Raw genomic sequence first — 24,917 nt, 5'->3', positions numbered from 1 at the left:
ATATGATAGGTATCATTCAGCAAGTATTGCTCGAGTTACTCGAAGAAAAAGGTGGCGATGAACTTAAGCAACGTGTTTTAAAAACAGCCCATGTCGACCCATCAATAAATTACCGTATTGATAAAAACTACAGCGATGACGAGTGTCTTCGATTAATTGCCGCGTCGGTTGAAGAGACAGGCTTTACCGAAAACGAAGTCTATGCCCTTTACGCCTCGGCATTTCTTAAAAAGGCGCGGTCTTTGTTTCCTCGATTTTTCGAAATCGCAGACGATTCCGAAGGTTTCCTACTCAGACAAGCACGCATTCATGCTGTCATGGCCTCGGGGTTAAAGCAGCAAGAGGAACGACAACATGTTAATGACAAGTTTTCTGCCTCCCCCATCGAGCCCGGTAAAGTCAGAGTGATTTACCGATCGCCTAATGGTCTCTGTCGTCTATATCAAGCCCTCGCGTTTGAAGTCGCCTCGCTGTATGGCGATGAGATTGAATTCGACGAGCCCTGTTGCATGCATAAGGGCGCAGTGCATTGTGAGTTCATAATAACTTGGCCGAATAAACGTCAGGAGGTGGTTCATGGCTGATACTCATCATCCATCGTTACGCCAAGTTATTACTCAAATAGCGGACCAGTTATGCGACACCATCGATAACAACTTCGATATTCACGTAAGCGTTGATACACAAGATACTGAAGGTCAAAAACTTGCGTTACTGGTCAACTTTCTATTGGAGAACGTACGCCGCTCACTGACTGATATGCAGTCACTTAATGAGCAACTCGAAGACAAAGTGAAAGAACGTACTTCGTTACTTGATCTGATTTTAGCGGGCTCAAATGATGGAGTATGGATTTGGGATATTGCAAACGATGAACTGACACTATCAGGTCGTTGGTACTCAATGCTTGAACTCCCGCACGACGCTAATACCCAATCGCCTGAGTTTTGGTATCAACAAATTCATCCTGCTGATCGCGAGCGCTTCAGCAATGCTATTCGTGGCTTACGCAAAGGCGAATCTGAACATCTCAATGTCGAATATCGCGTCAAAACCACGCGCCACGGATATCGGTGGATGCTGTGCCGCGGCGTTTGTCAGAAAGATAATGAACAGCAATGTTCAATCGTCGCCGGAACACAGACAGATATATCCGCTATGCGTATCTTTGACCAAGAGTCTGGCATGCCCAATGAGCGCTACTTACGTGAACGTGTCGAGGATGCGCTTGATGAGCAACAACCACTGTTTTTGATTTATGTAACGGTTGAAAATATCGATGCGATACTCAATGCAAGCGAGCATGCCAGTAATGCTCGTTTGTATCCTGTGATTCAAGAACGACTGAACCATGTCAATGGTCTACACCTAGTAGCGAGTAAGCTCAGCGCCATAACCTTTGCTGTCATGGGCTTCGAGTCAGAGTTAACCCACAGCGGATTAACCATTGAGGACGTATGCCAGCAAATACGTGACAACTGTGCCAATACTCACAACACGTTTAAAGACGACACGCGCTTTGAAGTCGCCGTCGGCGCGGTCGCTTCATCGATGCTCCGTATCGAGCAGTCACAACAACTTATCAACTATGCTTGGTCCGCTTTAAGGCGCGCACGCCAATTAGGTCAAACCTGTATATTTACTGAATCGCACATAAGCCAAGACAGTCGACGTATTCAAGTCGAGCAAGAGCTACGACGTAGCCTAATGCAAAATGCACTGGCACCGGATTATCAAGCAATTTACGCAGGAAAAACCAAACAACTTATTGGGTTCGAGGCGCTTGCGCGATTTCGGCACCCCGAGCTCGGCATTGTATCACCGGGGGAGTTTATTCCCATCGCTGAAGACTCGGGACTGATGCGAGAATTGGGCTATGCAATCTTAGACCGCACCATCGAGACCATTCAAACATGGCAGAATAACGCACTGCGCAATCATCCGTTTTATATCGCCGTCAACGTCTCAGCGATACAGCTTGAAGATCCCTACTTCGCCGATAATGTATTAGCTAAACTTGAAGGTGCAGGTGTCGACCCGCAGCGATTAAAACTCGAAGTAACCGAATCAACGCTGGTCGAGAGTTTTAAAAGTGCTGCCTTGCAACTCGATAAACTCCGCCACAATGGCGTAAGAATTGCCTTGGATGATTTTGGTACCGGTTACTCATCATTGAGTTATTTACGTAGTTTATCCATCGACACGCTCAAAATTGATCGGAGTTTTGTCGCTAAGTTGCATGAAAATGAACAAAAAGCCGCAATCATAAAGACAGTCTATGAGTTAGCCACACAGCTCAGACTGTCCGTCGTCGCTGAAGGCGTTGAGGAAGTCGAAGAGCTCAACTTCCTCAATAATATCGGTGATATGGCGATTCAAGGCTTTTTACTTGCTCGCCCGATGCCCGCAAAGCAGGCTATCGCTCAAGTATCACAACATCGCAACTAGTCGAGTACCGTCTGCAGTGGGACTAACTTTAAGTTTTGTCCCGCTTCGGGCATCCGATTGCGCCCATCTTGAACAACTAACGCGCCCTGCTCAAACCCTTTTCCAAGAGACTGTGTGGTGACCTCAAGCCCATCCGTTTCAGACGCGCCGTCAACCCCTAACTCAACATTCGTTCGAATTCGGAAGTGATGACGCAACGTGTAAGGCGCTTCAGCATCAAAAATCACATAGCTATCACTGCCCTGGCTCGACACAAACAGCAGCGTCTCGTTATTGTATTGCGCAAACGCTAAACCTTCGATGTCAGGCACAATTTCGGCGACATCAGTGGCCTTGATGATTAACTCGCCCTGTTCAGCACTATTAATGGCCGCATCAAATAGCCAGATGCCAACATCCTCTTCCCCAACGAACAGCCGTTGTGTTTTATCGTCAACCACACACCCTTCCGGCTGAGAAGGAACAGACATTTCGCGGACCTTTTTAACGTCATCAGCGCCCTTGATCCAAAACTGTTGAATGCGACCTGACTTGCCGTTTACATAAACTGATAGTCTATCGGTGTGCTCTTCATAGCCCATACACAGACCGTATATCTCATCCAGATCAGTACTCACCTGTTGCGCCATGCTGACTTCGCCAGCTTGACTAATATCGAAGAACTGAAGACTGTTGTTGTCGCGCAGCGAAGCGACTGCCACGTTGCCTCTGACATCCACGTTATTCAAACGACCGACGGCTAAGTGCTGCACTATTTCACCGTTCATTGAATAAACGTAGAGTCCAGTCCGTTTATCGGTTGCTAAAATGAGACTTTCCTCGGCCGCACTAGGTGATACCCAAATGGCTGGGTCATCAATCGCGTCGCCACGACGCGGTGACGGTTCAGTTTCAAGCGTTGCTGCCACTTGCGCGATGGGTTTCACCGGGGTATGCCGTTCGGCATCGCCTTGCACGACTCCAACTTCAACCATATGGTCGCCCGCCTCTCGTGTCAGCAATACACGTGCATCCGGCAACAGAGAAATATCCTGATATTCGTGCGTGGTAGAAATGAGCTGTGCCTCGGTTTCGCCTAGCGTATCTTCTTGAGTCGAAATCTTAAGTAACCGCGCAGGTGCCTCCTCCAGCGCCAGTAAACGGCCATCCTGCATAACGCTGAGTGCTTTTATTTCACCTTGAATATGTCCAAAAGGGGCACGTACCGCTTTTAGGTGACGTTTTTCCTCTGCTTCGGGTTCAGCATTATAAGCCCAAACCGACTGATCGGATTCAGCGACATAGAGCACTCCACGCTGCGAGTCGACCGCACAGGCAGTTGAATCGTAGGGCACGTTTAAATCACGAATCGTAATCGGCTCTTTCAACCAAGTTTCATCTTGTCTTAACAAACGTTGTTCTGCGCCACCGCGGCCTCCAATCAAGAACAGCGATAACTGACTGTTCTCGGCACTGTCATAGAAGCACAGATCTTCGACCACTCGTGTTTCAATCTCACCTTTATATAAAGGCAGTAAACGTCCCTGATGATAACGCCATACAAACAGCTCTTGGGTATCGCCTTCCATCGCTGCCAATATCGACTCACGCTCACCTAAGACATAATGTTTCAAATGATAAAAATCGCCTGCAATCAGCTGTTGTTCGCCGCGAGTAATGCCCTTACTGGTCACCTTTAAAACCGAGTTGTCGGGTAAAATCTCACGGTGTCGTTCGTTAGCTTTAGCGCTGCCAGTGTGAAAAGCCAATAACATGGATGCACTGAGTACTGCTACTTTAAATAAATTCATTTTTAATCTCTCTAATCTGGTTGCTTACCAATTAACCCACTGCACACCCAAGGTGTAACTGCGACCATAAGATTCATACTGCGCGTTGTAGCGCTTGTCGCCGGTGTAAACAAAGTACGCTTCGTCAGTGATATTATTGACGGCAAAATTAATACTGATCTGGTCACTGATCAGCCATTTGCTCGAGAAGTCCAAAGTGAGATTGTCGTCTTCGTAAATGTCATAGCGGCTATCTTCAACATCGCCCAGTTCTGCGAGGTACTTCGATTTATAGTTCGCCGCCAACCGCAGACTCAGCTGTTGTGTTTCATAGCCAATCGCAACGTTTGCCGTGGTATCCGACTGACTCGGCAACGGAATATCACGCTCCATAAGTTCGCCATCATCCAGCCAATCAACCGTTGCTTCAGAATCGGTAAAAGTCAGGTTGGTATTAATCAGAAAGTTATCTAACCAGTTATTAAAACCGCTGAACTGGTGCACTAAGTTAAACTCTAAACCAGCGACGTAAGCGTCATCGCCATTAATGTAAGTCACCGCCTCGTCAAATGATTCATAACCAGGACGACCCGCAATATCCGCTTCATAAACAAAGTTTTTAATCGATTTATAAAACGCGGTGGCAGAGATAACACCCAAGGTTTCATCGTAGTGTTCAATCCCCAGATCGAGGTTGCGTGAAGTCAAGGGTTCGAGTGCAGGGTTACCAAATTCAGCTTTAATATCACCGTCGTCATTTTCAACAAAATAGCTCGGACGGATTTGTTCAAAGCTAGGACGCACCAAACCCGTGCTATAAGCCATGCGTACAATTGTCGAGTTGCTCAGCTCATAACGACCAATTAAACTCGGTAGCCACTGAGCATCGCTGAATTCGGCATACTCTGGCGAGAACTCATTCAACTCATCATTATAACGAGTTCCGCGCGCATCACGTTGCTCGTGTTCATAGCGTGCTCCAGCGATCACCTGCCATGGACCCGAATTCACATCAGCCATAAAATACGCGGCATTAATATCTTCATCGATCTGATACTGTGCAATACGTGACTCCACCTCATCACGGAAGTCAGTCAACACTAACGTATTTAATGTTCCCCACAGCGCAGCCGCGGAAATACCCGGACCAAATCGGTCAAAGCCATAGTCAACGTTGCTAGTTGCATAATCTGCAAGGGTAAGTGCCGAAACCCCTAAATCATCAAAATCTTCAACAATGAAGATATCCTCACGAGCGGTTTTCTCGCGCCGACTGATACGCATACCGCCTTTGAACGTGACTTGGTAACTCGGTTGTAGCCAGTCGTAAGCCAAATCAACTTTCAGGCTATCTGCATTCTCTTCGGTATACGCATCACTGACTTCAACTTCATCGATGTTATACCCCTCAGCTTGATAAGCCCTATCAGGGGCGAGTAATTGTAGTTGTTCAACACCTCGATAGCCCAAGCCGTCATCAAACGATTGCACAAACTGAGCCCCACCAATCGCAAACGGTTGCGATTCACTCGCTTCACTGGTACCGAGCTCTATTGTCAATTGCCAATCTTGCCACGTTTGCTCAGTACCTATCATGTAGGCCTGTATTTCCTGCGTCTCTTTGCGATCTTTAAGCTCACGGGTGACTTCACCAGCGCTTGCAGTATTCTCAGCGAGCGGATCTTCAAACTCAGTGATAATCCCTTGGCGAATTTCAGTATCTGCAAACTTGCTATACAGCGAACGTAGGTAATATTGCGACGTATCACTTGGTCGGTAATCAAGATTTAATGCCAAGCCCGTTCGCTCTCGTGTAACTTGATAAGCACGCTGTTCGAACTCTTCTAAACCGGGCTCATCAAAATCCCAATTGCCACCTGTTTCAACATTATCCGTGCTAAATGAACGATCTTGATAGCTACCTGCGATAGCGATACCCAAACTGTCTTGTTTGTCGCCGATGTCAAAGGTATTACTGGCTACTGCTGAGAATTTCGGGTTGGTCTCGCTCGCTTGTGCGTTATAACCCAGCTCCGATGAAAGCGAGTAAAAAGCACCCTCGCGATCAAACGCCGTCATACTCTTAAGTTCAATATTTCCACCTAAGCTACCTGCAGGAATATCCGGCGTCAGCGTTTTACTGACAACAACCGATTCAAGCAAGTCAGATGGGATCACATCCAGCGCAACTGCGCGACGGCCCGCTTCGGGTGCCGCTAATGAGGTGCCATTGTAAGACACAGAGTTCAGATCCGGCGCCAAACCACGAATACGGATAAACCGCCCTTCACCCTGGTCGCGCTCTACCGACAAACCCGGCATACGCTGCAGAGCGTCACTCACGCTGTCGTCTTGCAATTTGCCCATATCATCTTTTTTTAGAACGTTGATGATACCGCCTGCATCACGTTGTTGCTGAACGGCCTGTTTAACGGACTCGCGGTAGCCAATCGTGAGTACCTCTTCAATGGGTGCGTCTTGTGCTTGCTGTTTTGATGTATTGGATTCCGTCTGCTGAGTTTGTGCAGCTGCATAAGTACCACTAAGCGCAGCAGCGACACAATAAACGAGGTAAGTTTTTTCATCATGTTCATGCCCTGGTGGTGAATGGTCGGCACATACTCTAGGTGGCTAACATGTCATTTTATGTGCCACGAACAGGTTGCGATGAGCTGTTCGGATTGCAGTCCGAACAGCTCAATTAAGTGACGTTTCTGTCATGTAAATGTCATGCTGCTCCTGTAACTTAAACATGTGCATAGGCACTGCATGGAGCTCAGGTATGTCGCGCAATACGCTTTTATCTCGCATGGTTTATGACTGGCGCCTGCCTTTCATGATGTGCATACTCGCGGTCTCACTGTTGCTTGCCAGTCAAGTCGGCTCCCTCAAACCCCGTTCCGCTATCGATCCGCTTGACATTATCGGTGAGTTTTCGACCTTATTGATTGTCTTGGTCGGCTTGGTTCTGATTGTGACGCAGCGACTCGATGGGGCTGTCACCCGACTGTTTTTTTGGGGCGGCTGTGTACTGACTTTTTCACTATCACTGGATCTGCTGGATGAGTTTTTCAGCTATCCAGAAGCGCTGCGGCTCATGAGTTGGCTAGAATCATTACCACAACCTTTCGGTTTAGTGATTCTCGGATTTGGTGCCGCTGAGTGGATAAAAGAGCAGCGCCAAGTGCGTCGTCAACTCAGTGTCCGAGAGAAACACTTACGTGCCCATGAGTGGGTTGACCCACTCACGACGTTATACACACTCCCCTACTTTGAAAAAGTGCTTGAGCGTGAGCTTGCACTGCACAAACACAATCGCCAACACGTGGTGATGGCGAGTATCAACTTACAGGCATTCGCTCGTTACAATGAAGAGATGGGCATGCAGGCCGGCGACCTTCTACTGAACAAAGTGAGTGAGCTGACCGCTTTGTACTTGCGTCCCGGCGACTGCCTATGTCGCTACCACAGTGATCAGTTTCTTATACTATTACCGGCAACCGACTGTCCTGAAGCGCTCAGCCTGATTCGACTATTGGCAGAAATGCTGCGGGAACAACTTGCCTTACCCCATTATATGGCGATAAAAACACGTGTAAGACGTGTTAATGAGGTGTCTCCGAAACACGCGATGAAACAATTATTGCAGCAACCAGAAGCGATTATTGCCGATGCGTCGCGAGCCCATCATTAAATCACGCGAGCTCATTGCTCGACCGCTGCTTAAAGCACTACTGCCTATCGCCGAGCGGCGCGGTGTGAGTCCTCATCAACTGCTTAAAGGCACGCACGTGTTTGATGCTGAAATCAAGCCTTCAGCAGGACGCTGTAGTGAGCAGGATCTGGCGTATATTATTACAGCGGCAGAACAGCTGATCGGCGATGCGCAGCTCTGGCCCCTAGTCGTTCAATCCCTGCACCAGCAAAGGCTGTGTCCCGCGTTTGATTGCATTCGCTACGCCAACACATTTAGCGCTGCACTACTATACTCTCTGCGCTATCAAACGTTGTTGCACCCTTTTATACTGGTACGCCCTAAGCGGTTACAGCAACGCCTTCACATAGACTGGCTTCCCGTTTCGGGGCTGTCCGGTAAACACAATAAAACATTCCGTGACGCATGCGACAAATTGATGTTGGCGTTGGTAATACATATAGCTCGGAATTGCCAAGTTAATTTGTCCGATTGGCGAATCGGCGTACATAATCCCGATAGCCTCCCCGTCAGCTGGCAAACGTGGATAGGCACTATCGACTCGCGCCCTATTCCATGTCTTTCGTTGCCCATGCATCACTTACCGACAAATAATCCAACAGCCTCTGCCAATAACTTTCAACAGGCGCGATCATTTGCCGAACTGCAACATGAAACCCTAAACACCCAGGCCCCCCTAACTGAAGCGCTCTCCTGGATGTTAAAGAAAGCAAAGCAGGGGGATGAATCATCACTGGAGGAACTGTCCAGCGCCCTCAACATGAGTGCTTCGACGTGTAAGCGACTACTCGCCTCACAAGGCATGAACTTTAAACGACTGGCAGACTATGCGCGGCTGAAATATTTCCTCTACCACTCAGAGGCTAAACCGCACACGCAAGCGGAACTCGCCGCTAAACTTGGCTACAGCCACGCAAACAACCTCAGGCGAGCCCGCCGACGCTGGCTCGCCAGTTTTTAAGCGTTTAGTCCACCTCACTGACACGGTATCCGGTTTCCTCAAGCAGCGTCAGTACGCCCTCATCACCCACTAGATGACCCGCACCGACCGCGATAAACGCGCTATCGCTTTGGTTATCTGTGGCGAGTTTAGCGATCCATTCGCGGTTACGTTTATAGAGCAGTTCTTCAGCCATTTGCGGAGGCATTGAGTCGTTTAATAGCTTGCCGAGTGCGGTTAAGTCGCCCTGCTGCCAACTAGCGATAATGCCATCTAGAACCTCATTAACCTGGTCAATTTCAGTCAACGTTTGCTCAATAATCTCTTGCTCACCTACATCACTTTGCGCCTGCACCAACGCATTGATCTGACGCTCAACTGTTTCCAAACTTTTAATAGGCACGCTGTTGGCATCTGCAAATTGCTCAATTTTACTTTCGACGCCCGCCTCTTGCGCATAGCCTGCGTGGTTAACTGCAGTAGCAACTAACACAATTTGTGCGAACCAGGCATTGAGTGGGTTGAGGTTTTGCTCTGGGATGCCATATTGTTGAGCGACCTGTGTAAACGCCTGCCAAGTTTCACTATCAACGTTCTCTTCTAGCGTGCCTTGTGAGCGCATCGCATGAGCCATAAACGCCGCTTGTGCATTCTTTAATTTTTCTGGTGCTACTTCCATCCAGATCACTTCACTTTGAGCCAGTGCATCTTGTGCCTGGTCAGAAAGTGCAAAACCGTCTCCCTTCGCGGCATGCACCGTACCCATGATCCAAAGTGTCTTGTCGCCCTGCACGGCCTTATAAAAGACCTCCGCCGAGCTGAGCGTACTCCAGAGCAATGCTAATAACGTAACGATGACGATTTTTAATTTCATGATATGTATCCTTTATTTTTATTCTTTGCGATCAGCGTTGGGTAATGAATAAGATTAATGCCACACCAATAAACATTCCCACCACCAAAGTCACCAAGAGTGGCAGCGCATCGAGCCAGGTTGGTCGCTGTGTATGATTGGTTTGTTCGGTGGAAGGTTCACTCCGCACACTGTTGTCGGCATCCTCGACCAACTCCTCGCGTGCGAGTTGGCATACCGCACACAGTGCCTGCACGGTGTCTTTTGAGCCAATACCGTCGCGCTCGACCCGCTGGATTGTACGCAAGCTGACACCACATGCGTCGGCGAGTTGTTGTTGCGTCCAGTCCCATTGTGAGCGACAGGCGATTACTTTGTCTTGATTGATACGCATAACCTACCCCAGCAACCAAAGCGCCAGCTTTGCGCTCAAAAAGCCAGCCGCCAAACCAATCACAAAGAACGATAAAATCAGTTTCCATGAGCCTTTTTGGCCCTTTAACGACGATTGCGACTCGGTTCGAACCACATCGTCACCCAACAATAAGTCGCAACGAATGGTTGATAATAAAAAGCCACCTACATCAAAATGTACTTTAAATGTCTCGTCCTCAATCAAAAATTCGTGAGTGCTTGATAAGCCAAAATTGCGTCGACTACTTACGCACTCGCCATCAACAAATACTTCTTCTTTCGCTGAAATCCCACTGGCACGTGCTTCAATAACATGCCCTTCGTACTCAAACTTAAATTCAAAATTTAAGTGTAATTTTTTTAGTAATGACCCTTTCATGTGAAATATCCTTTAATCGCCTTATTGCAGGAAGAACACTAGCAGTCGAATGCAGAAGTGCCTACGCCAGGCGCGTGGCAGTCATATGTCAGGCATACGACAGGCCACTGTCACCTTGCTGACACATGCTCATCAAGCACGATGACTTTGGCTTTGAGCGGCATCACTTCAAGCATATTCAAGAAGCGTGTTAGCGCTGAATGAGAAGACACATCGCCCATTCCCCAACTGGCATTACCATAGCCCCACGGAATCATAACTTGGCACTCGAGTTCATTGGCAGCAGTAATGGCATCCTCAGGCGTCATATGCACATAGCGATACCACTTAGGGCTGGTCGGCGAATAATAGGAAGCAATCGGGAGTAAGCAAACGTCGATTGCACCATAGCGCTCGTGGATATCACGAAAGTGCTCAGAATAGCCGGTGTCACCCGCATAAAATAATGTTTTACCTTGACTCTCGATCAACCAACCATTCCATGAAACGCGCTCATTATCTTCATATATAAATGGAACGTAGGTACGACTACTAAAATGATGAGCGGGTAACGCGGTAATAGTCGTACCCCGCGTTTGATTACTCAATGTGTCCTCAGAAAACCAACCCATTTCGGTAATGTGTGCCCCTATTGCAGGGAATTTTTCCCCCATACGCAATGGCACACGATAGCTAGGATGGTCACCTATGGACTCGACATCCGATTTATTAAAATGATCATAATGCAGGTGGGAGTATAAAACAGCGTCGGCTTGACTTACCTGTTCAACCGATAAATTCGGCAGATGAGAACGGTACTGACCATTAAACCAAGCGTGCAACCAATTAATGGGCCAATCAAATTCATCAAAAACTGGATCGGTGATTATCGTCGCATCACTCGGTGTTTCAATTTGAAAAAGCGCATGCCCGAACCACGTTACCTTGAAGGCTTCATCATATGAAGATTGTAAATAAGGTCCCGTGTAACGGCAGGCTTCATCAGTGCATTGAATATCGGCACGCTCACGGTAGCAGTCCGTTTCACACGTAGCAGGATACTGTTTTTCACCGGGATCTAGGTTTTCAAAACGATGGTCATTCGGATGCTCTATTTGTTGTTCCGAATTAATCACTTGAATAGTATTCGAGGTACACCCGGTAACGAATAAAACAATAAAAGAAAAAACAAATAAAACGCGGCTCATAGCTGATTATCTGATGATTATTATGCGTTGTATCATCGCACATCACATAATGTTGAGTCATTGTTAAAATGTAACTAAATACGATGTGTACGTTCAGATAGAAAGGCCACGACACAGCCCACTAGCAAACCCCAAAACGCACTACTGATACTAAAAAATGACACATCAGCCACAGTAACAATGAACGCGATTGCCGCCGCATAAGCACCTGATGTACTGCTAAAGGCGCGTTGCAGATTCTGCGTAATCACCGGCAATAATGCTAAGCCAGCCAGCGTGGCCGTTGCCGCTTGCGGCATCATCATGAATAGGCTCACGATAAGTGATCCTGCAAGCCCCATCAGAATATAAAATCCTCCGGCAGCCACTGCCGCTTTATAGCGCTGCGCCGGATCGGGGTCTGCATCCTCTGTTTGGCAAATCGCCGCGGTAATTGCCGCGAGGTTTATCGCAAAAGCGCCCAGCGGCGCCAGTAGCAACCCCGCTAAACCGGTGGTTGTGATAAGTGGCGATGTCGGCGGTGCGTAACCATTGGCACGCAGCATCATCACGCCGGGAACGTTTTGTGAAACCATCGTGACGACAAATAACGGAATGCCAACGCCAATGAGCGCAGGCCAGCTGAAGTCGGGCCACACCCAAATCCACTGCGGTGCTTCCACCATTAGCGATTGCTCATTAAGCTTGCCCGTAAAAAACGGTAATGTGATAGCCGCCAGCAGTAACCACAAAAAGACCCATCGCGGTGTATACGCACGGCAGATAAAGTAAATGATGATGAGACCACCCGCGATAATGGGAAACGAAATAAGCGCCGGCAGAATTGCACTCACAAACTTAAGTAGTATGCCTGCCAAAATAGCCGCCGCAACATGACTAGGCACCCATTTCATCATCCGGTCAGCAAGACCACTAACTCCAAACACAACAATCAAACTAGAGGAAAAAACAAAAACCCCGACCGCCTCAGCCACCGTTAAACCACTGAGTGAGCCAATCAGCAACGCAATGCCCGGTGTTGACCAAGCCGTCAGTACGGGGGCTTTGTAATATAATGATAATGCGATCGTTGAAATGCCCATCGCCAGCCCAACGGCTAGCAACCAGGCACTTTGCAGTGCGGGCGATGAGTCCAGTTGCGATGCTGCTTCGAGTATCAGTACAACAGCACTGCTATAACCGACAAAGACAGCCGTCGCGCCTGCTGATACTTGGCTCAGTAAACGAATCATGGTGTTTCTTAATGCCCCATAGTGCGTTATAACGTACAAAGTTAATCATAAGATAACAGCGTGCGTTATAACGCACAAACACTAAACCATAAACATTTGATAAATCATGCAAAATAATCATCACACTGTGGCGCGCCGATTAAAAAAACTGCGCAAAGATAAGGGTTGGAGCTTAACAGCCTGCGCCGAACACACCGGTGTCAGCAAGGCCATGCTCGGACAAATCGAGCGGCAAGAATCCTCGCCCACACTCGCGACGCTTTGGAAGTTGGCTACTGGTTTCAATGTATCTCTGTCATGGTTACTCAACGATGAGCAGCAGCCCATGACATTTGATTTTGCGCATGAGCGTATTCAAGTCGAGCGTCTGCTGGCATTTGATCCTCAGACCCAGCAAGAGGTGTACAAATTGTGCATGGCTGAAGGGGCACAGAGCCACTCCGACGCCCACCGCCGCGGCACCTTCGAAATGTTGTATGTACAGTCAGGTGTACTCGATGTTGTGGTAGGTGAAACACAGGCAACCATCAAAGCCGGTGACGCGTATCGCTTTGACGCCGCCCAGCCGCACAGTTACATCAATCGGTACTCAGGTAAAACTGAGTTTGTGGCGGTGATAAGTTATGTTTAACATGATGAACTTTCCGCCTTTTTAAGCGTAAAGCTAACTATGGCTTTCTACTTTTGTTGAAATTATGTCAAGGCAACCTCTCGCGTGTTACCTGCGTTGTATCCTTTGCTCGTTGATCTTCGCACTTTCATATAGCGCCCAGGCTATCTCATCAACCTTTGACCATAGCCATGCGCTGTTCAATCAAGTGTTAAAGCGCCACGTCGTCGTATTCGATAATCAGCATAAATCAGCGGTTGATTACCAAGCCATTGCTAAGCAACGTGGTCCCCTAAAGGAATATTTAGCAGAGCTGTCGGCAGTCACCCCACAACAGTACACGTCTTGGACCCTCGATCAGCAATTGGCGTTTTTAATCAATGCGTACAATGCCTTCGCTATCCAGTTAATTATCCAGAATATCGATGCATTTAATAGCGGTGAAGCCCAGTCAATCCGTGATTTGGGTAGCTTTTTTAAAAGCCCATGGGAGCAGTCATTTTTTAAGTTGCTCGGCAAACAGCGCACTTTGGACTGGCTTGAACATGAAAAAATCCGCGTCGATTTCAATGAGCCACGCATTCATTTTGCGCTCGTCTGCGCGGCAGTCAGTTGTCCCAAGTTACGCAGTGAGGCCTATCAGGCGAATCAATTAGACGAGCAACTCGAAAATCAAACCCGATTGTTTTTAAGTGATCGCGATAAAAATGGTGTTGATGAAGCGGGGATCTATCTAAAATCTTCAAATGGTACGGGGACGACTTCAATGATGTCCAACGCTATCTGAACGATTATGCGAGCTATCTCACAGACTCCGTTACGCGACAAAAGTCGCTGAAATCATCTACACTTCCTATACGATATACAGATTATAATTGGTCGCTGAACAAAAAATGACGTCAAATAACGTCATAACTTGTTAAAAAGGTGTAGTCTATGGTACAACAACTTTTTTAGAACGATTATTACAGTTTAGGCTTAAACAATGTATTTTATCTTCTCAGATTCCGAGACAGCTCGGTTCGAGCAATTATGTAAAAAAGCCCTCAACTTAGACGTTAAACCACTCCAGCTAGACTCAGTGGTGCATCAACCACAAGCGTGTCTCGTGCTTGAATTAAAAAGCTCCATGACACTCCTACTAGATATCTGTGAGCACCTAAAACAGCAAGATTTTGAGGGGTTGGTTTATGTGTTGTCAGAAGCACTCGACAAACGCCAAGACACACTCATGCACAAAGTGTTGACCTCTTATGGTCTTGACGCGTACATCGTCAACGGGCGCGAAAGCACCGAACAAGCACTTGAGTGGGTATGTCAGCACAGTACCGACTCCCGCTCTCGCTCAGTACCCCAAGAATCACTCTACGATAAAGAGTTGATACATGAACTTGTTGTTGCGGGAAAAATGACGGTTCATTATCAGGCGCAATTTCAAAGTGATTCGCTTGAACTGGTCGCATTTGAAGCGTTGGCAAGGTTGTATCACGAGGGTAAATCAGTCCCGTTAAACGAAGTGTTTGATGTAATCCATGAGCGGAGCCTCTGGTCATACTTAACTCAGTCGACGCTCAAAAACTCTTTAGAGACGCATCACTTGTTATTTGAGCGCTACCCTCACGCCAACCTAGCAATTAATTTATCAGCTAAAGAGCTAAGCGAAGAAAGCTTTTCTGACCAATTTAAAACTTTTTTGAACGATTCCCCCATAGCTCACCCTCGGCTTATGTTTGAGTTGACGGAGACCGAGCTTTACTCAACCCGTTCAAGCGTGTCACGTAATTTACTTTTAATAAAAGGCAAAGGCGCTCGACTTTCAATTGACGATTACGGCACCGGTCTTTCCAACGCTGCGCGACTCACTACCGCACCGTTCGACGAGCTTAAACTCGACAAATCATTTATTCAGAATATCCACGACATCAGCGAACATTCATTTGCTAAGTCGACCGCTGAAATAGCCCGTACCCTGCACATGAAAACTGTTGCTGAAGGCGTGGAAGATCAGCGCACGCTTGACTGTGTACGTGAGTTAGGAATCGAACAGGTACAAGGCTTCTTACTACATAAACCTCAGAGTTTTGACGACCTGATGAGCACCGATATTCGGCTTACCTAATGACTAAACAAGACGAGGTCAAAACCTTTTGATAGGCTAGTGCCACAATTTAAAACACGCAGCGGTAACTCTTTCGTATGCAAACAATTTTGGGCGCCAGCGGTCAAATCGGTATCGAGTTGGCACGAGCACTTCATCGTGATTACACCACTGATATTCGTATCGTCAGTCGCAATCCAAGTAAAGTGAATCGAACCGATAGCACTATGAGCGCAAATCTGTTGAATGCAGAGCAGACTGCCCATGCCGTCAAGGGCTCAGATATCGTCTATCTCACAGTCGGTTTGCCAATGGACACGGAACGTTGGGAGCAAGAGTGGCCGGTAATCATGCGCAACGTCATTGATGCATGTAAGGTGCACAACGCGAAACTGGTGTTTTTTGACAATACTTATATGTATCCGCAAACGGCCGAGCCCCAAACTGAGGACATCCTCTTTGAGCCTCACGGTAGAAAGGGTCAAGTACGCGCAGACATCGCCCAAGAGTTGATCTGTGCGCAAACAGAGAAAGATATTGTCGCACTGATTGCGCGCGCTCCAGAGTTTTACGGGCCCGAGAGAACTCAAAGTATCACTCAGTCGACTCTAATTGAGCCGCTCAAACGCGGTAAAAAAGCACGGGTCTTTTTAAGGGATGACACACAACGCACCCTTATCTACACGCCAGACGCTAGCCGTGCCTTGGCACTCCTGGGAAACACCCCCGATGCCTTTGATCAAACCTGGCACTTACCTTGTGACGATAACCGCTTAACCTATCGCGGCATGGTTGAAACGATTGAAACGATCACGCAAAAGCCCAGCGGCTACTCAATAGTGAAACCTTGGCAACTAAAATTGGCGAGCGTTTTTAGTAAAACGTTGCGCGACGCACATGAGTTACTGCCGCGCTATCAAGTCGATAACGTTTTTGTATCCGATAAATTTAAGGCGCAGTTTCCTGATTTTTCAATCACCTCTTATCAGGAGGGTCTTCAGGCCTGCTTCGATTAGCTCGCTACTCAAACGGCGAAGGCAGCTTTGCCGTTCGGCCTCCATCCACACGATGCGTCAAATGACTCAGGAAGAGAAAAATTCCCCAGCGCATGGCTGGGGAGAACATTAGCCAGGGAGAGAGTGTAGGCCAATGACCACATGTTAATGCAAATGATTTTTATTTTCAAATATGTTTTGAGCACAAAAAAAGGAGCTCGAAAGCTCCCTTTTGGATAATAGGTTCTACTCAGCAGTCGTTACAGCGCAACGATGTTTTCTGCTTGAGGACCTTTAGGGCCTTGAGTGATCGAGAACGATACACGTTGACCTTCGTTAAGTGTTTTGAAGCCATCGCCAGTGATTGCACTGAAATGAGCAAATACGTCAGCGCCGCCTTGCTGCTCGATAAAACCAAAACCTTTTGCTTCGTTAAACCATTTAACGGTACCGTTTACTGTATTAGACATAATCATAATCCTGATAAAAATAATAAAAAGCCGTCATGACCAACGTCACGAACGGATGGTGCGGGTAAAAACGGAAATTTAAAACTACAGGACGAAGATTGACTACAAGTAATGCGACGTAGAGGAGGTTTAACTAACTTTCTTATCCAACGCCGCTCACAATACGCGAGTTTAAATATTAGTCAACGATTATTTTTAATTTATTTTTAATGAGCAAGAACGGCAGTGTCCGTCCTTGCTCACTGGCGTATTAAAACCAAACTCTAGCACCTACAACGATGCCCGTTTCATGGGTTTGCCGCCCTTCTCGCTGTAATCGATCTGCGGTGTTACCGAGCGCTTGATTCCAATAGACGCCGATATACGGCGCAAATTCTCGACTGATTTCTTGTCGATAGCGCAACCCCACTCTTAGGTTACTTAGCCCCGATTCACGCTGGTATTTTTCCGAGTCGGTGACATTGGCGGTGATTTCTACTCGTGGTTGCAAATAGGCGGTTTGACTTAATCTCCACTCATACTCCGTTTCCGAGCGCAACTGTATATCACCTTCCTCATTCACCATGAGTGAGTTATCCATTTCAAACCAGTAAGGTGCCAAGCCCGAAAAACTTAACACGGCATAATGCTCAAACGAGCTATCGGATGAAAGCTCGCCACGGGCACCAACTCCCGCCTGAATTGACCAAAATGGAGACACTAAATAGCCATAGAGTAGTTCTGCTTTTTCGATATCGGTCGGTGCGCCATCATTTTGTACATTTTCACCCTCGGTTTTAAACACAAGTCGATGATAGTCTCCACCATACCAAGCCATCATATCCCAAACAGCTGATTGTTCATGCTGATTGGTTCGCGCGATTTCCAATCGGTCAAAAAGAACGCGTCCAGTATAGTGATCGCTTACAGGCTCTGGCCAATCATCCTTGGCATGTCCTGCTGACGCAATAAGAGGAAAAAGACCGCCTAACAATAATAGAAAGTTTTTCATCATCCGCTCCTTAAGAAACATTTACTACGCGAAACATACCCGCCTTCATGTGATAAAGAAGGTGACAATGAAAGGCCCAACTGCCGTGAGCATCCGCTGAGATGAGCAGTGATACCTTTTCGCTCGGCTTTACGCTGATGGTGTGCTTACGCGGGCGAGGATAATGACCATTTTCTAACTCCATCCACATACCATGCAGATGAATCGGGTGGTCCATCATCGTGTCATTAACCAACACGAGACGAAGCCTTTCCCCCTCATTAAACTGAATGGGTCCGTCTACTTCAGTAAACTTTTTCCCATCAAAAGACCACATGTAACGTTCCATGTTACCGGTCAAATGCAACTGTATGGTGCGCTCAGGTTCACGCGTGTCAGGCCATTCGTGAGCTCCTTTTAAGTCCGAATAAACGAGAACACGATGATCGACATTCTCAAGCCCGAGCCCCGGTTCGTCCAAGCGACTTACTGGATTTTTAGCAATCATAGCAGCACCGGGTCCGTGGCCACCATTAGCATGGTCAATTTGTATATTATCGACAGGTAATGGTTGCTTAGTGGACATATCAGATTTCATGGAAGACATAGACCCTTCCGTCATGCCTTCCATCTTCATGTTAGCCATTCCCATAGCCGCCATACCACGTTCAGGTACGGGCCGTAACTCCGGTATGGGCGCTTCAAGTCCTAATTCGGGCGTTAATGTACCGCGCACAAACCCACTTCTATCGAAGCTCTCAGCAAACAGCGTATACGCTTTACTTTCCCTGGGTTGTACAATGACATCGTACGCTTCGGCGACACCAATGCGGAACTCATCTATTGTGACAGGCTGAACAGGTTGGCCATCGGCGGCAACCACCGTCATCTCCAAGCCAGGAATTCGGACATCGAAAAAGCTCATCGCTGAACCGTTTATAATACGAAGGCGCACTTTTTCTCCGGGCTTAAAAAGCCCAGACCAGTTCATCCGCGAATCGCGGCCATTCATCAAATACGTGTAAGTACTACCAGTAACATCGGCTATGTCGCGAGGACTCATGCGCATCCGCCCCCACATTTCACGCTCTTGCCAGGTTTTTTCCAATCCTTGCTGACGAATATCATCAAAGGTGTCAAAGAGTGTGCGCTTATGGTAATTATAATAGCCTTCAGCGACTTTCAGCTTGCGAAAAACATCATTAGGATCAGAAAAGGTCCAGTCGGTTAGAATCACCGTATGCTCTCGATCGGCACCGATATCACCATCTTTGGAGTCAATAATAAGCGGACCTAGGTGACCGAGCTGCTCTTGCAACCCCGAGTGACTGTGATACCAATAGGTACCGCTTTGCTGCACATCATAGCGATATTTAAATGTTCGACCTGGTTTTATGCCCTCATATGATACGCCAGGAACGCCATCCATATTTTCAGGCAAAATGATTCCATGCCAATGAACAGACGTATCCTCCATCAGTTTATTGGTGACATTTAGCTTTGCGGGTTGGCCCTCTCGTAGACGGATCAAGGGTCCGGGCATTTGTCCATTTATGGTAATCGGACGACCCACCTTCTGACCGATGAGTAGCGGTTTTCGTGCAATCGTTAAGTTCACCTCGTCGGTGGCTAAAACGGAATCTTTAAAATGTCTACCCTGCGGGGACGCCCAGACGGGTGCCACTTTGGCAAGCGCAAGAGCGGAAGCCGCTGTCAGTGCTGATTTAACAAACTGTCGACGCGACGGATCAATAGAATTATTCATACAAAACTCCACAAAAATAAATTGTGTATTAATAACTGTGTGGCATTGCTGCCATGTAGAAATTAGCAGTAGAGTTTTGTGTAAATCGGAGGGCGAAATAGCTCGCTACCATGCTTTGGTCGAGTTTCTGTAACCGCACGGCTTTTTGCGCTTTCGGCTAAAACCGTTGCCGGAGTTTCAATCGAAGCATCACACTCAACATAGGCAATAGAGAGCCCTGTACAGTGAACTCTTAGAAGGTCATCGCAACAGTCATGCATCACCGAGTTATCGTGTTCACACGCATGAGCATTTTCTTGCTGGCACACACGCTCTGCGCTTGCCCATTGAGGCAACAGTAAAGTCGATGAAAAAATAACTAAAACGAAAAATGCTCTAGGTGACATTTGATATCCATACAGCATGTCGATTGCGACCTATCCACATTGGAATACCTCTAACTTTTTGTCAAATACCAACGAAAAGTGTCGAGAAACACAGTGTAAAGATAATATTGAAAATATATTCAACTTTTCGAATTTTATGTTACTTTCCCTTCAAGCACTTCGTTCTTTAGGGGGAACACCATGCTAGGATTCAACAACAGGCTAGAGCAATTGAGTCAACAGCAAGCCAGTGAAATCGTTGCATATAAAGCGATGCGGGAAGCGATGAAAGATGCCATGATTTATTTTGCGCTGGATGATCATGGTCGAATTGTGGAGGCTGACGAGTCATTCAAAGCATGTTTAGGACTCGACAGTTCTAAATTATTGAATCAACCGTTATCGGCTTTTATTGCACCAACGGCGAAAAATAAGCCCCACATTCAGCAAATGACCCGTGCCATTAAAACACAGTCACATTGGCACGGTGCTATTCAGTTTATTCATGCTCAGGGTCACGAAGTCTGGATACGCGTAATTCTAGAACCCGAAAAACTAGGAAACGACTCGCAATTAGCATTTGCGGCCTACGGTTGTGAACTCACGCATACCATTACAAAGTCGCGTGAAACAGAGGATTTACTCAAAGCCCTCAACCGCTCATCGGCTGTCATCGAGTTTACGCTCGACGGCCACGTGATCACCGCAAATGATAACTTTCTTGATGCATTAAATTACCGGCTAGACGATATCGTCGATCAGCACCACCGTGTTTTCTGCAGTGAGGAAGAAGTTCAATCCAAGGATTACAGTCGCTTCTGGCAAAAGCTCGCCGCTGGGGAGTTTTTCTCTGGACGTTTCCAGCGTATCGATAGCTTTGGTAATCCCGTTTGGTTAGAGGCAACCTACAACCCTGTTCATAATGAAGCGGGTCAACTCTACAAGGTGGTTAAGTTTGCGTCGGTGATCACCGATCAAGTTAAACGAGAACAAGCCATCGTCGAAACATCCGATATTGCTCATGACGTCTCGACTCAAACAGATAAGCATGCGCAACAAGGTATGGCCGTTATTCGAGAAACCATTGACGCTACGCGCGTCTTAGCACAAAAAATTGAGCAAACCAGTAATCACATCGCTGAACTCAACACTCAATCAACAAAAGTCACTGAGTTAGTCGACAGTATCCAAGGCATTGCCGCCCAAACCAACCTCTTGGCACTCAACGCAGCCATTGAAGCAGCACGCGCTGGGGAGCAAGGACGTGGCTTCGCCGTAGTAGCCGACGAGGTGCGTTCACTCGCATCGCGCACCAGCACGACCAGCGAAAAAATTATTGATGTGGTAGGTAAAAATAAAAACCTAACTGAGACCGCCGTCCAGCAAATACAACAAAGTCTGGATGAAGTCGAAAACTCGCTGAGCCTATCGACTCAGGCGAGTAAAGTGATGGAAGATATTCAATCAGGTGCCAAACACGTACTCGATGCTGTCAGTCAATTTAAGAGCAAAGTCACTTAGCACGAGGTTGATGAACACGAAGCGGTGCTCGCGGCGGTGATGGCTGGCATAATCGCAGCCACCATGACCGCTGCCTCAATAGCAGCAACCGCTTGTTTTGCCGCGGTCGACACCATTTCACCCTTTTCTAGTTGCTCAATGCGCTTTTTGCGCTGTTTCAGTTCTTGCTTAGTGAACACTTGCGGCAACAGCTTAGCGCTGTTGGCTAAAGCGACTAAAATCGCCACACGCGGTTCAACCTCATCATCACTCATCACAGCACTGCGCATTGCTTCACGTATTTGCTGTTCGGGTTCTGGGTTAAGCTCGGGGTAAACGCGTCGCTCAAACAGCCATAAAACCTTTTCCTTTTCTGCGGCTACGATATGAGCATCCGCCAAACTCTGGGCAACTTTGTGTTTTAAATCTTTAAGTTGGCCTAGCTTTTGTACCCAATCCTGCAGCTTACGTTGTCGCTTAGCAGACTTTATTTGACCCAACGCTTCGTCCAATAACGCATCATCGGTGCTGGCGTCATCCACAACCGACACTTTATTTTTATTATCCGCTTCAATCGCAATACGCTCATGCATCAAAAGCTCTGACAAAAGCGCGGCTGCGGTTGCATATTCTACATAGGCACCGTTCATGGTGCCCCGCTCTTCACTCAACGCGAGTAACATAACGGCTTGATACAGACGAATTGTATTTGCCATAAGCGACCTTAATAATTTTTGTTATTGATAATAGCCCCATAAATTCACATTGAGCAAATTTCGACTCGTGTCGACTAAAACTCTTTCTTGCGCAGCGCCTTCTTTTTTCCCTGTTGTTTTTTACTTTTCAGGCGTTTCTCTTTTGCCGATCGACTCGGTTTAGTCGCAATACGCTTTTTCTGCACATATGACACACTGCGGATTAAGCCAATCAGTTGCTCAAGCGCCAGTTCTCTGTTGCGCGCTTGGCTGCGCGTTTCCTGCGACTTGATGATCACTTTCCCACTTTGGGTAATGCGATGATCGGACAACTTAAGTAAACGCTGCTTATAAAAATCCGGCAGTGAAGATGCCTGAATATCAAAGATCAACTGTGCCGCGGTAGCGACTTTATTGACATTTTGGCCACCTGCACCGCTTGAGCGAATAAATTGCCACTCGATTTCATGGTCAGGGATTTCAACCCGTTGAGATATCTTTATCATTAACTTCTTCAGTGTTTTGTCAGAAGTATAAGGTTAAGCGTCTTAAACCGTAGGCACAAGTTAAGCGGTAACGACACAGTTTTTACCCGCTCTTTTAGCCGCGTAAAGTTGTTTATCAGCACGTCGAATCGCACTGCGGCTATCGTCATCGCGCTGGATAGGCGCAGCTCCCATGCTTAAACTCAAACATGAACGATCCGTCTTGGTGTGCTGGTGTGGAATATTCAACTCAATCACCTTTTCACGCAACTCATTAAGTTTGCTTTCGAGGTCATACGCAGAAGGAACAATCATTGCCAGCTCTTCGCCACCATAGCGATACACTTTGAGCGGTGTATTACTGCGTAGGCACTCTGCTATCTCCTTGATTGCGCTATCGCCCGCCTCATGACCGTAGTTATCGTTATAGGCTTTAAACTCATCAATATCTGCAATCATCAAATGATACGGCTTACCGGATGAGATAGCCGCGTCCAAATCACGATCAAACGCCCGGCGATTAAATAGCCCCGTTAAACCATCCATATGGGCTAAGGCATCAAGCTTTCGATTCGCTTCAGCTAACTCCGCTGTGCGCGATTCCACTTCACGTTCCAGTTCGTCTTGCGCGGCAATAAAGCGTGATGCCATGGTTTGAAATGCCTTCAACGCTTGTTTTACTTCGCCTCGCGCCTTAATTTTAGTCGTTTTATGGGTTTGTGCTTCTCGGTAATTGCGCTGCCCCATCAAAGAAGCGACTTTGGCAACTTCTTGCAACGGTCGGCTGACTTCGCGTTGAATGAGCCAGTAACTCATCAGTAAAATTAGAATCACCAGCCCCACGCCGGCACCAACAAGCTGTAACGGCAACACGATCGCCTGGTTACGCACCTCCGCAAGCGGGTACGTGGTAATGTGCCACCAGCCTGGGCCCGGCAGCTTATTGACGAATAGTAACTGACCTTCCACTTCGCCACTCAAAATAGTGGGTGTCTCTGAAAAGCCTCTATCAACCACCAGCTGACTCAACTGCTGATACAAAGGTTCGCTGTAGGTTTCTGAGGTGAGTGTCGAACGCGAAATAATAGCGTCTTGCGTGACATTAGATGCGGCAATCAAGTCGCCATTATCATTTAAGACTACATGCTCTGCGTTAGGCCGTTTCTTTTTCGTTAAATCGCTCACTAAACTACTGAGCACCACATCAAAACTCGCATTAGCGAGGTGTTTACCTGCCAGATCGACAGGCTTTTGATACGTAATGGTCAGTACATCGGCTGAAATATCATAATAAAGCCCGGTCCAGTTAGGTTTTCGCTCGGGGTTATTGACCTGCAATGTCGACCGCACAACCGAATAATCCGTCATCACCAAGTCTTTGTCTGCAAGCAGTCCCCACGGTGATTCAGTTGAATACATTAATAAAATATTTTCGGGCATCGAAAAGTGTGAATTCGACACCTCATTTTGCCAAGCGGGCCCGAGTTCATTAAGCGTATATTGAGCCGCAATCACGCGTGACTTGAGTTCGTCATCTAACGCAACGTCACGCTTACCTAAAAAAGCGCTCAAGTGTTCAAAGTACCTACCGCCCGCGGTAACGCCCCGGTCAAAACTCGGTTTAAGCCTCAAGACGCCGGGCGAGGTTTCTTCATACCAATCGTTAAACTGCTCAATAGGGCGCGACTCATTACGCATCAGTTTGTAATTCGATAGAAACTGCTGTGCCAGAATGTCACCGTTTTCTTCTACGTGATTAAAAAAAGCTTCGTTACGCTCAAGCGCAGGTGCCAAATCTTGCTCCAACAGTCCAATGACACGTTGTCTTGCATCATCATAAGCGACTTGAAATGTAATTGCCGACGCAATAACAACAATCGAAATTGCCCAAATACTGATTTTAAACAGCAAGGCATTGGTGAGTTTTTCGCGTTTTTTGATACGTCGATGTTTTGTTCTTCTTTCCAAAATCATTCGCTTTTTTAATTATAATTGGGCGTGCATGTTTAAACTTTATAATATTTTTT

23 protein-coding genes and 1 pseudogene are annotated in these 24,917 nt (G+C 47.2%); 10 read left to right on the top strand and 14 right to left on the bottom strand.

Features of this window, described 5'->3' with window-relative positions; genetic code table 11:
* The first annotated feature begins 2 nt into the window (after positions 1–2).
* Complete coding sequence (locus AC3AP5_RS03535; protein WP_487327012.1) at positions 3–584, top strand: heme NO-binding domain-containing protein; 582 nt, start codon at positions 3–5, stop codon at positions 582–584.
* Positions 577–2,448 carry an EAL domain-containing protein gene (locus AC3AP5_RS03530; protein WP_487327011.1) on the top strand — a complete coding sequence of 624 codons (1,872 nt, stop codon included), beginning with the start codon at positions 577–579 and terminating at the stop codon, positions 2,446–2,448. Before AC3AP5_RS03535 ends, AC3AP5_RS03530 begins: the two co-directional genes overlap by 8 nt.
* Here the strand turns inward: AC3AP5_RS03530 and AC3AP5_RS03525 are convergent.
* Together AC3AP5_RS03525 and AC3AP5_RS03520 are read right to left on the bottom strand one after the other, a co-directional pair.
* Positions 2,445–4,238, bottom strand: coding sequence for a phytase (locus AC3AP5_RS03525; protein ID WP_286682433.1), 1,794 nt, complete (start codon positions 4,236–4,238; stop codon positions 2,445–2,447). The two genes, AC3AP5_RS03530 and AC3AP5_RS03525, sit on opposite strands and share 4 nt — an antisense overlap.
* 24 nt (positions 4,239–4,262) lie before the next feature.
* On the bottom strand, positions 4,263–6,686 hold the full coding sequence (locus AC3AP5_RS03520) for a TonB-dependent receptor (protein ID WP_286682465.1): 2,424 nt from the start codon (positions 6,684–6,686) through the stop codon (positions 4,263–4,265).
* Between the two features lie 313 nt (positions 6,687–6,999).
* Between AC3AP5_RS03520 and AC3AP5_RS03515 the strand changes: the two genes are divergently transcribed.
* Both AC3AP5_RS03515 and AC3AP5_RS03510 read left to right on the top strand, forming a co-directional pair.
* Complete coding sequence (locus AC3AP5_RS03515; RefSeq protein WP_286682434.1) at positions 7,000–7,911, top strand: GGDEF domain-containing protein; 912 nt, start codon at positions 7,000–7,002, stop codon at positions 7,909–7,911.
* Positions 7,889–8,893: a helix-turn-helix domain-containing protein gene (locus AC3AP5_RS03510; RefSeq protein ID WP_286682435.1), complete on the top strand. Its 1,005-nt coding sequence runs from the start codon at positions 7,889–7,891 to the stop codon at positions 8,891–8,893. Before AC3AP5_RS03515 ends, AC3AP5_RS03510 begins: the two co-directional genes overlap by 23 nt.
* Positions 8,894–8,897: 4 nt before the next feature.
* Here the strand turns inward: AC3AP5_RS03510 and AC3AP5_RS03505 are convergent, their stop codons facing one another.
* The 5 genes from AC3AP5_RS03505 to AC3AP5_RS03485 all read right to left on the bottom strand — a co-directional run bounded on the left by AC3AP5_RS03505 (position 8,898) and on the right by AC3AP5_RS03485 (position 12,976).
* A complete protein-coding gene (locus tag AC3AP5_RS03505) occupies positions 8,898–9,746 on the bottom strand; it encodes a TraB/GumN family protein (protein WP_286682436.1) in 849 nt (282 codons plus the stop codon).
* A 31-nt stretch (positions 9,747–9,777) separates the two neighbouring features.
* Positions 9,778–10,119, bottom strand: a complete 342-nt coding sequence (locus AC3AP5_RS03500) for a helix-turn-helix domain-containing protein (RefSeq protein ID WP_272977256.1) — start codon at positions 10,117–10,119, stop codon at positions 9,778–9,780.
* Positions 10,120–10,122: 3 nt separating this feature from the next.
* Positions 10,123–10,518, bottom strand: a complete 396-nt coding sequence (locus AC3AP5_RS03495; protein WP_272977257.1) for a hypothetical protein — start codon at positions 10,516–10,518, stop codon at positions 10,123–10,125.
* 110 nt (positions 10,519–10,628) lie between these two features.
* The gene (locus tag AC3AP5_RS03490) at positions 10,629–11,705 is read right to left on the bottom strand and encodes an MBL fold metallo-hydrolase (RefSeq protein WP_272977258.1); all 1,077 of its coding nucleotides are present in this window, start codon (positions 11,703–11,705) and stop codon (positions 10,629–10,631) included.
* 74 nt (positions 11,706–11,779) lie between these two features.
* A complete protein-coding gene (locus AC3AP5_RS03485; RefSeq protein WP_272977259.1) occupies positions 11,780–12,976 on the bottom strand; it encodes a benzoate/H(+) symporter BenE family transporter in 1,197 nt (398 codons plus the stop codon).
* 67 nt (positions 12,977–13,043) lie between these two features.
* On the opposite strand from AC3AP5_RS03485, the gene AC3AP5_RS03480 reads away from it, so the two are divergent.
* From AC3AP5_RS03480 to AC3AP5_RS03465, 4 genes are all read left to right on the top strand, one after another.
* On the top strand, positions 13,044–13,568 hold the full coding sequence (locus AC3AP5_RS03480; protein WP_272977260.1) for a helix-turn-helix domain-containing protein: 525 nt from the start codon (positions 13,044–13,046) through the stop codon (positions 13,566–13,568).
* A gap of 64 nt (positions 13,569–13,632) precedes the next feature.
* Complete coding sequence (locus tag AC3AP5_RS03475) at positions 13,633–14,334, top strand: DUF547 domain-containing protein (RefSeq protein WP_487327010.1); 702 nt, start codon at positions 13,633–13,635, stop codon at positions 14,332–14,334.
* Between the two features lie 198 nt (positions 14,335–14,532).
* On the top strand, positions 14,533–15,666 hold the full coding sequence (locus tag AC3AP5_RS03470) for an EAL domain-containing protein (protein WP_272977262.1): 1,134 nt from the start codon (positions 14,533–14,535) through the stop codon (positions 15,664–15,666).
* 77 nt (positions 15,667–15,743) lie between these two features.
* On the top strand, positions 15,744–16,661 hold the full coding sequence (locus AC3AP5_RS03465; protein ID WP_487327009.1) for an NAD-dependent epimerase/dehydratase family protein: 918 nt from the start codon (positions 15,744–15,746) through the stop codon (positions 16,659–16,661).
* Positions 16,662–16,900: 239 nt separating this feature from the next.
* Here AC3AP5_RS03465 and AC3AP5_RS03460 read toward each other — a convergent pair whose 3' ends face one another.
* From AC3AP5_RS03460 to AC3AP5_RS03445, 4 genes are all read right to left on the bottom strand, one after another.
* Positions 16,901–17,110, bottom strand: coding sequence for a cold-shock protein (locus tag AC3AP5_RS03460; RefSeq protein ID WP_487327008.1), 210 nt, complete (start codon positions 17,108–17,110; stop codon positions 16,901–16,903).
* Between the two features lie 250 nt (positions 17,111–17,360).
* A complete protein-coding gene (locus tag AC3AP5_RS03455) occupies positions 17,361–18,101 on the bottom strand; it encodes a copper resistance protein B (RefSeq protein WP_487327007.1) in 741 nt (246 codons plus the stop codon).
* A 10-nt stretch (positions 18,102–18,111) separates the two neighbouring features.
* Positions 18,112–19,845: a copper resistance system multicopper oxidase gene (locus AC3AP5_RS03450; RefSeq protein ID WP_006955637.1), complete on the bottom strand. Its 1,734-nt coding sequence runs from the start codon at positions 19,843–19,845 to the stop codon at positions 18,112–18,114.
* 62 nt (positions 19,846–19,907) lie between these two features.
* Positions 19,908–20,231, bottom strand: a complete 324-nt coding sequence (locus tag AC3AP5_RS03445) for a hypothetical protein (RefSeq protein WP_487327006.1) — start codon at positions 20,229–20,231, stop codon at positions 19,908–19,910.
* A 180-nt stretch (positions 20,232–20,411) separates the two neighbouring features.
* On the opposite strand from AC3AP5_RS03445, the pseudogene AC3AP5_RS03440 reads away from it, so the two are divergent.
* Both AC3AP5_RS03440 and AC3AP5_RS03435 read left to right on the top strand, forming a co-directional pair.
* Positions 20,412–21,194: pseudogene (locus AC3AP5_RS03440) on the top strand (PAS domain-containing protein); the annotation flags it as partial.
* A gap of 78 nt (positions 21,195–21,272) precedes the next feature.
* Positions 21,273–21,731 carry a methyl-accepting chemotaxis protein gene (locus AC3AP5_RS03435; protein WP_487327295.1) on the top strand — a complete coding sequence of 153 codons (459 nt, stop codon included), beginning with the start codon at positions 21,273–21,275 and terminating at the stop codon, positions 21,729–21,731.
* Here the strand turns inward: AC3AP5_RS03435 and AC3AP5_RS03430 are convergent.
* The 3 genes from AC3AP5_RS03430 to AC3AP5_RS03420 form a co-directional block, all read right to left on the bottom strand.
* Positions 21,728–22,426 (bottom strand): GOLPH3/VPS74 family protein, encoded by a 699-nt coding sequence (locus AC3AP5_RS03430; protein WP_487327005.1) that lies wholly within the window; start codon positions 22,424–22,426, stop codon positions 21,728–21,730. The two genes, AC3AP5_RS03435 and AC3AP5_RS03430, sit on opposite strands and share 4 nt — an antisense overlap.
* 74 nt (positions 22,427–22,500) lie before the next feature.
* The gene (gene arfB, locus AC3AP5_RS03425) at positions 22,501–22,911 is read right to left on the bottom strand and encodes an alternative ribosome rescue aminoacyl-tRNA hydrolase ArfB (RefSeq protein WP_487327004.1); all 411 of its coding nucleotides are present in this window, start codon (positions 22,909–22,911) and stop codon (positions 22,501–22,503) included.
* A gap of 60 nt (positions 22,912–22,971) precedes the next feature.
* A complete protein-coding gene (locus tag AC3AP5_RS03420) occupies positions 22,972–24,864 on the bottom strand; it encodes a GGDEF domain-containing protein (protein WP_487327003.1) in 1,893 nt (630 codons plus the stop codon).
* Between the last annotated feature and the right edge of the window lie 53 nt (positions 24,865–24,917).

The organism is Idiomarina sp. D18 (genome assembly GCF_057748155.1).
Note: the sequence above shows the minus strand (reverse complement) of the source record. Positions and strands in the feature narration are given on the sequence as shown.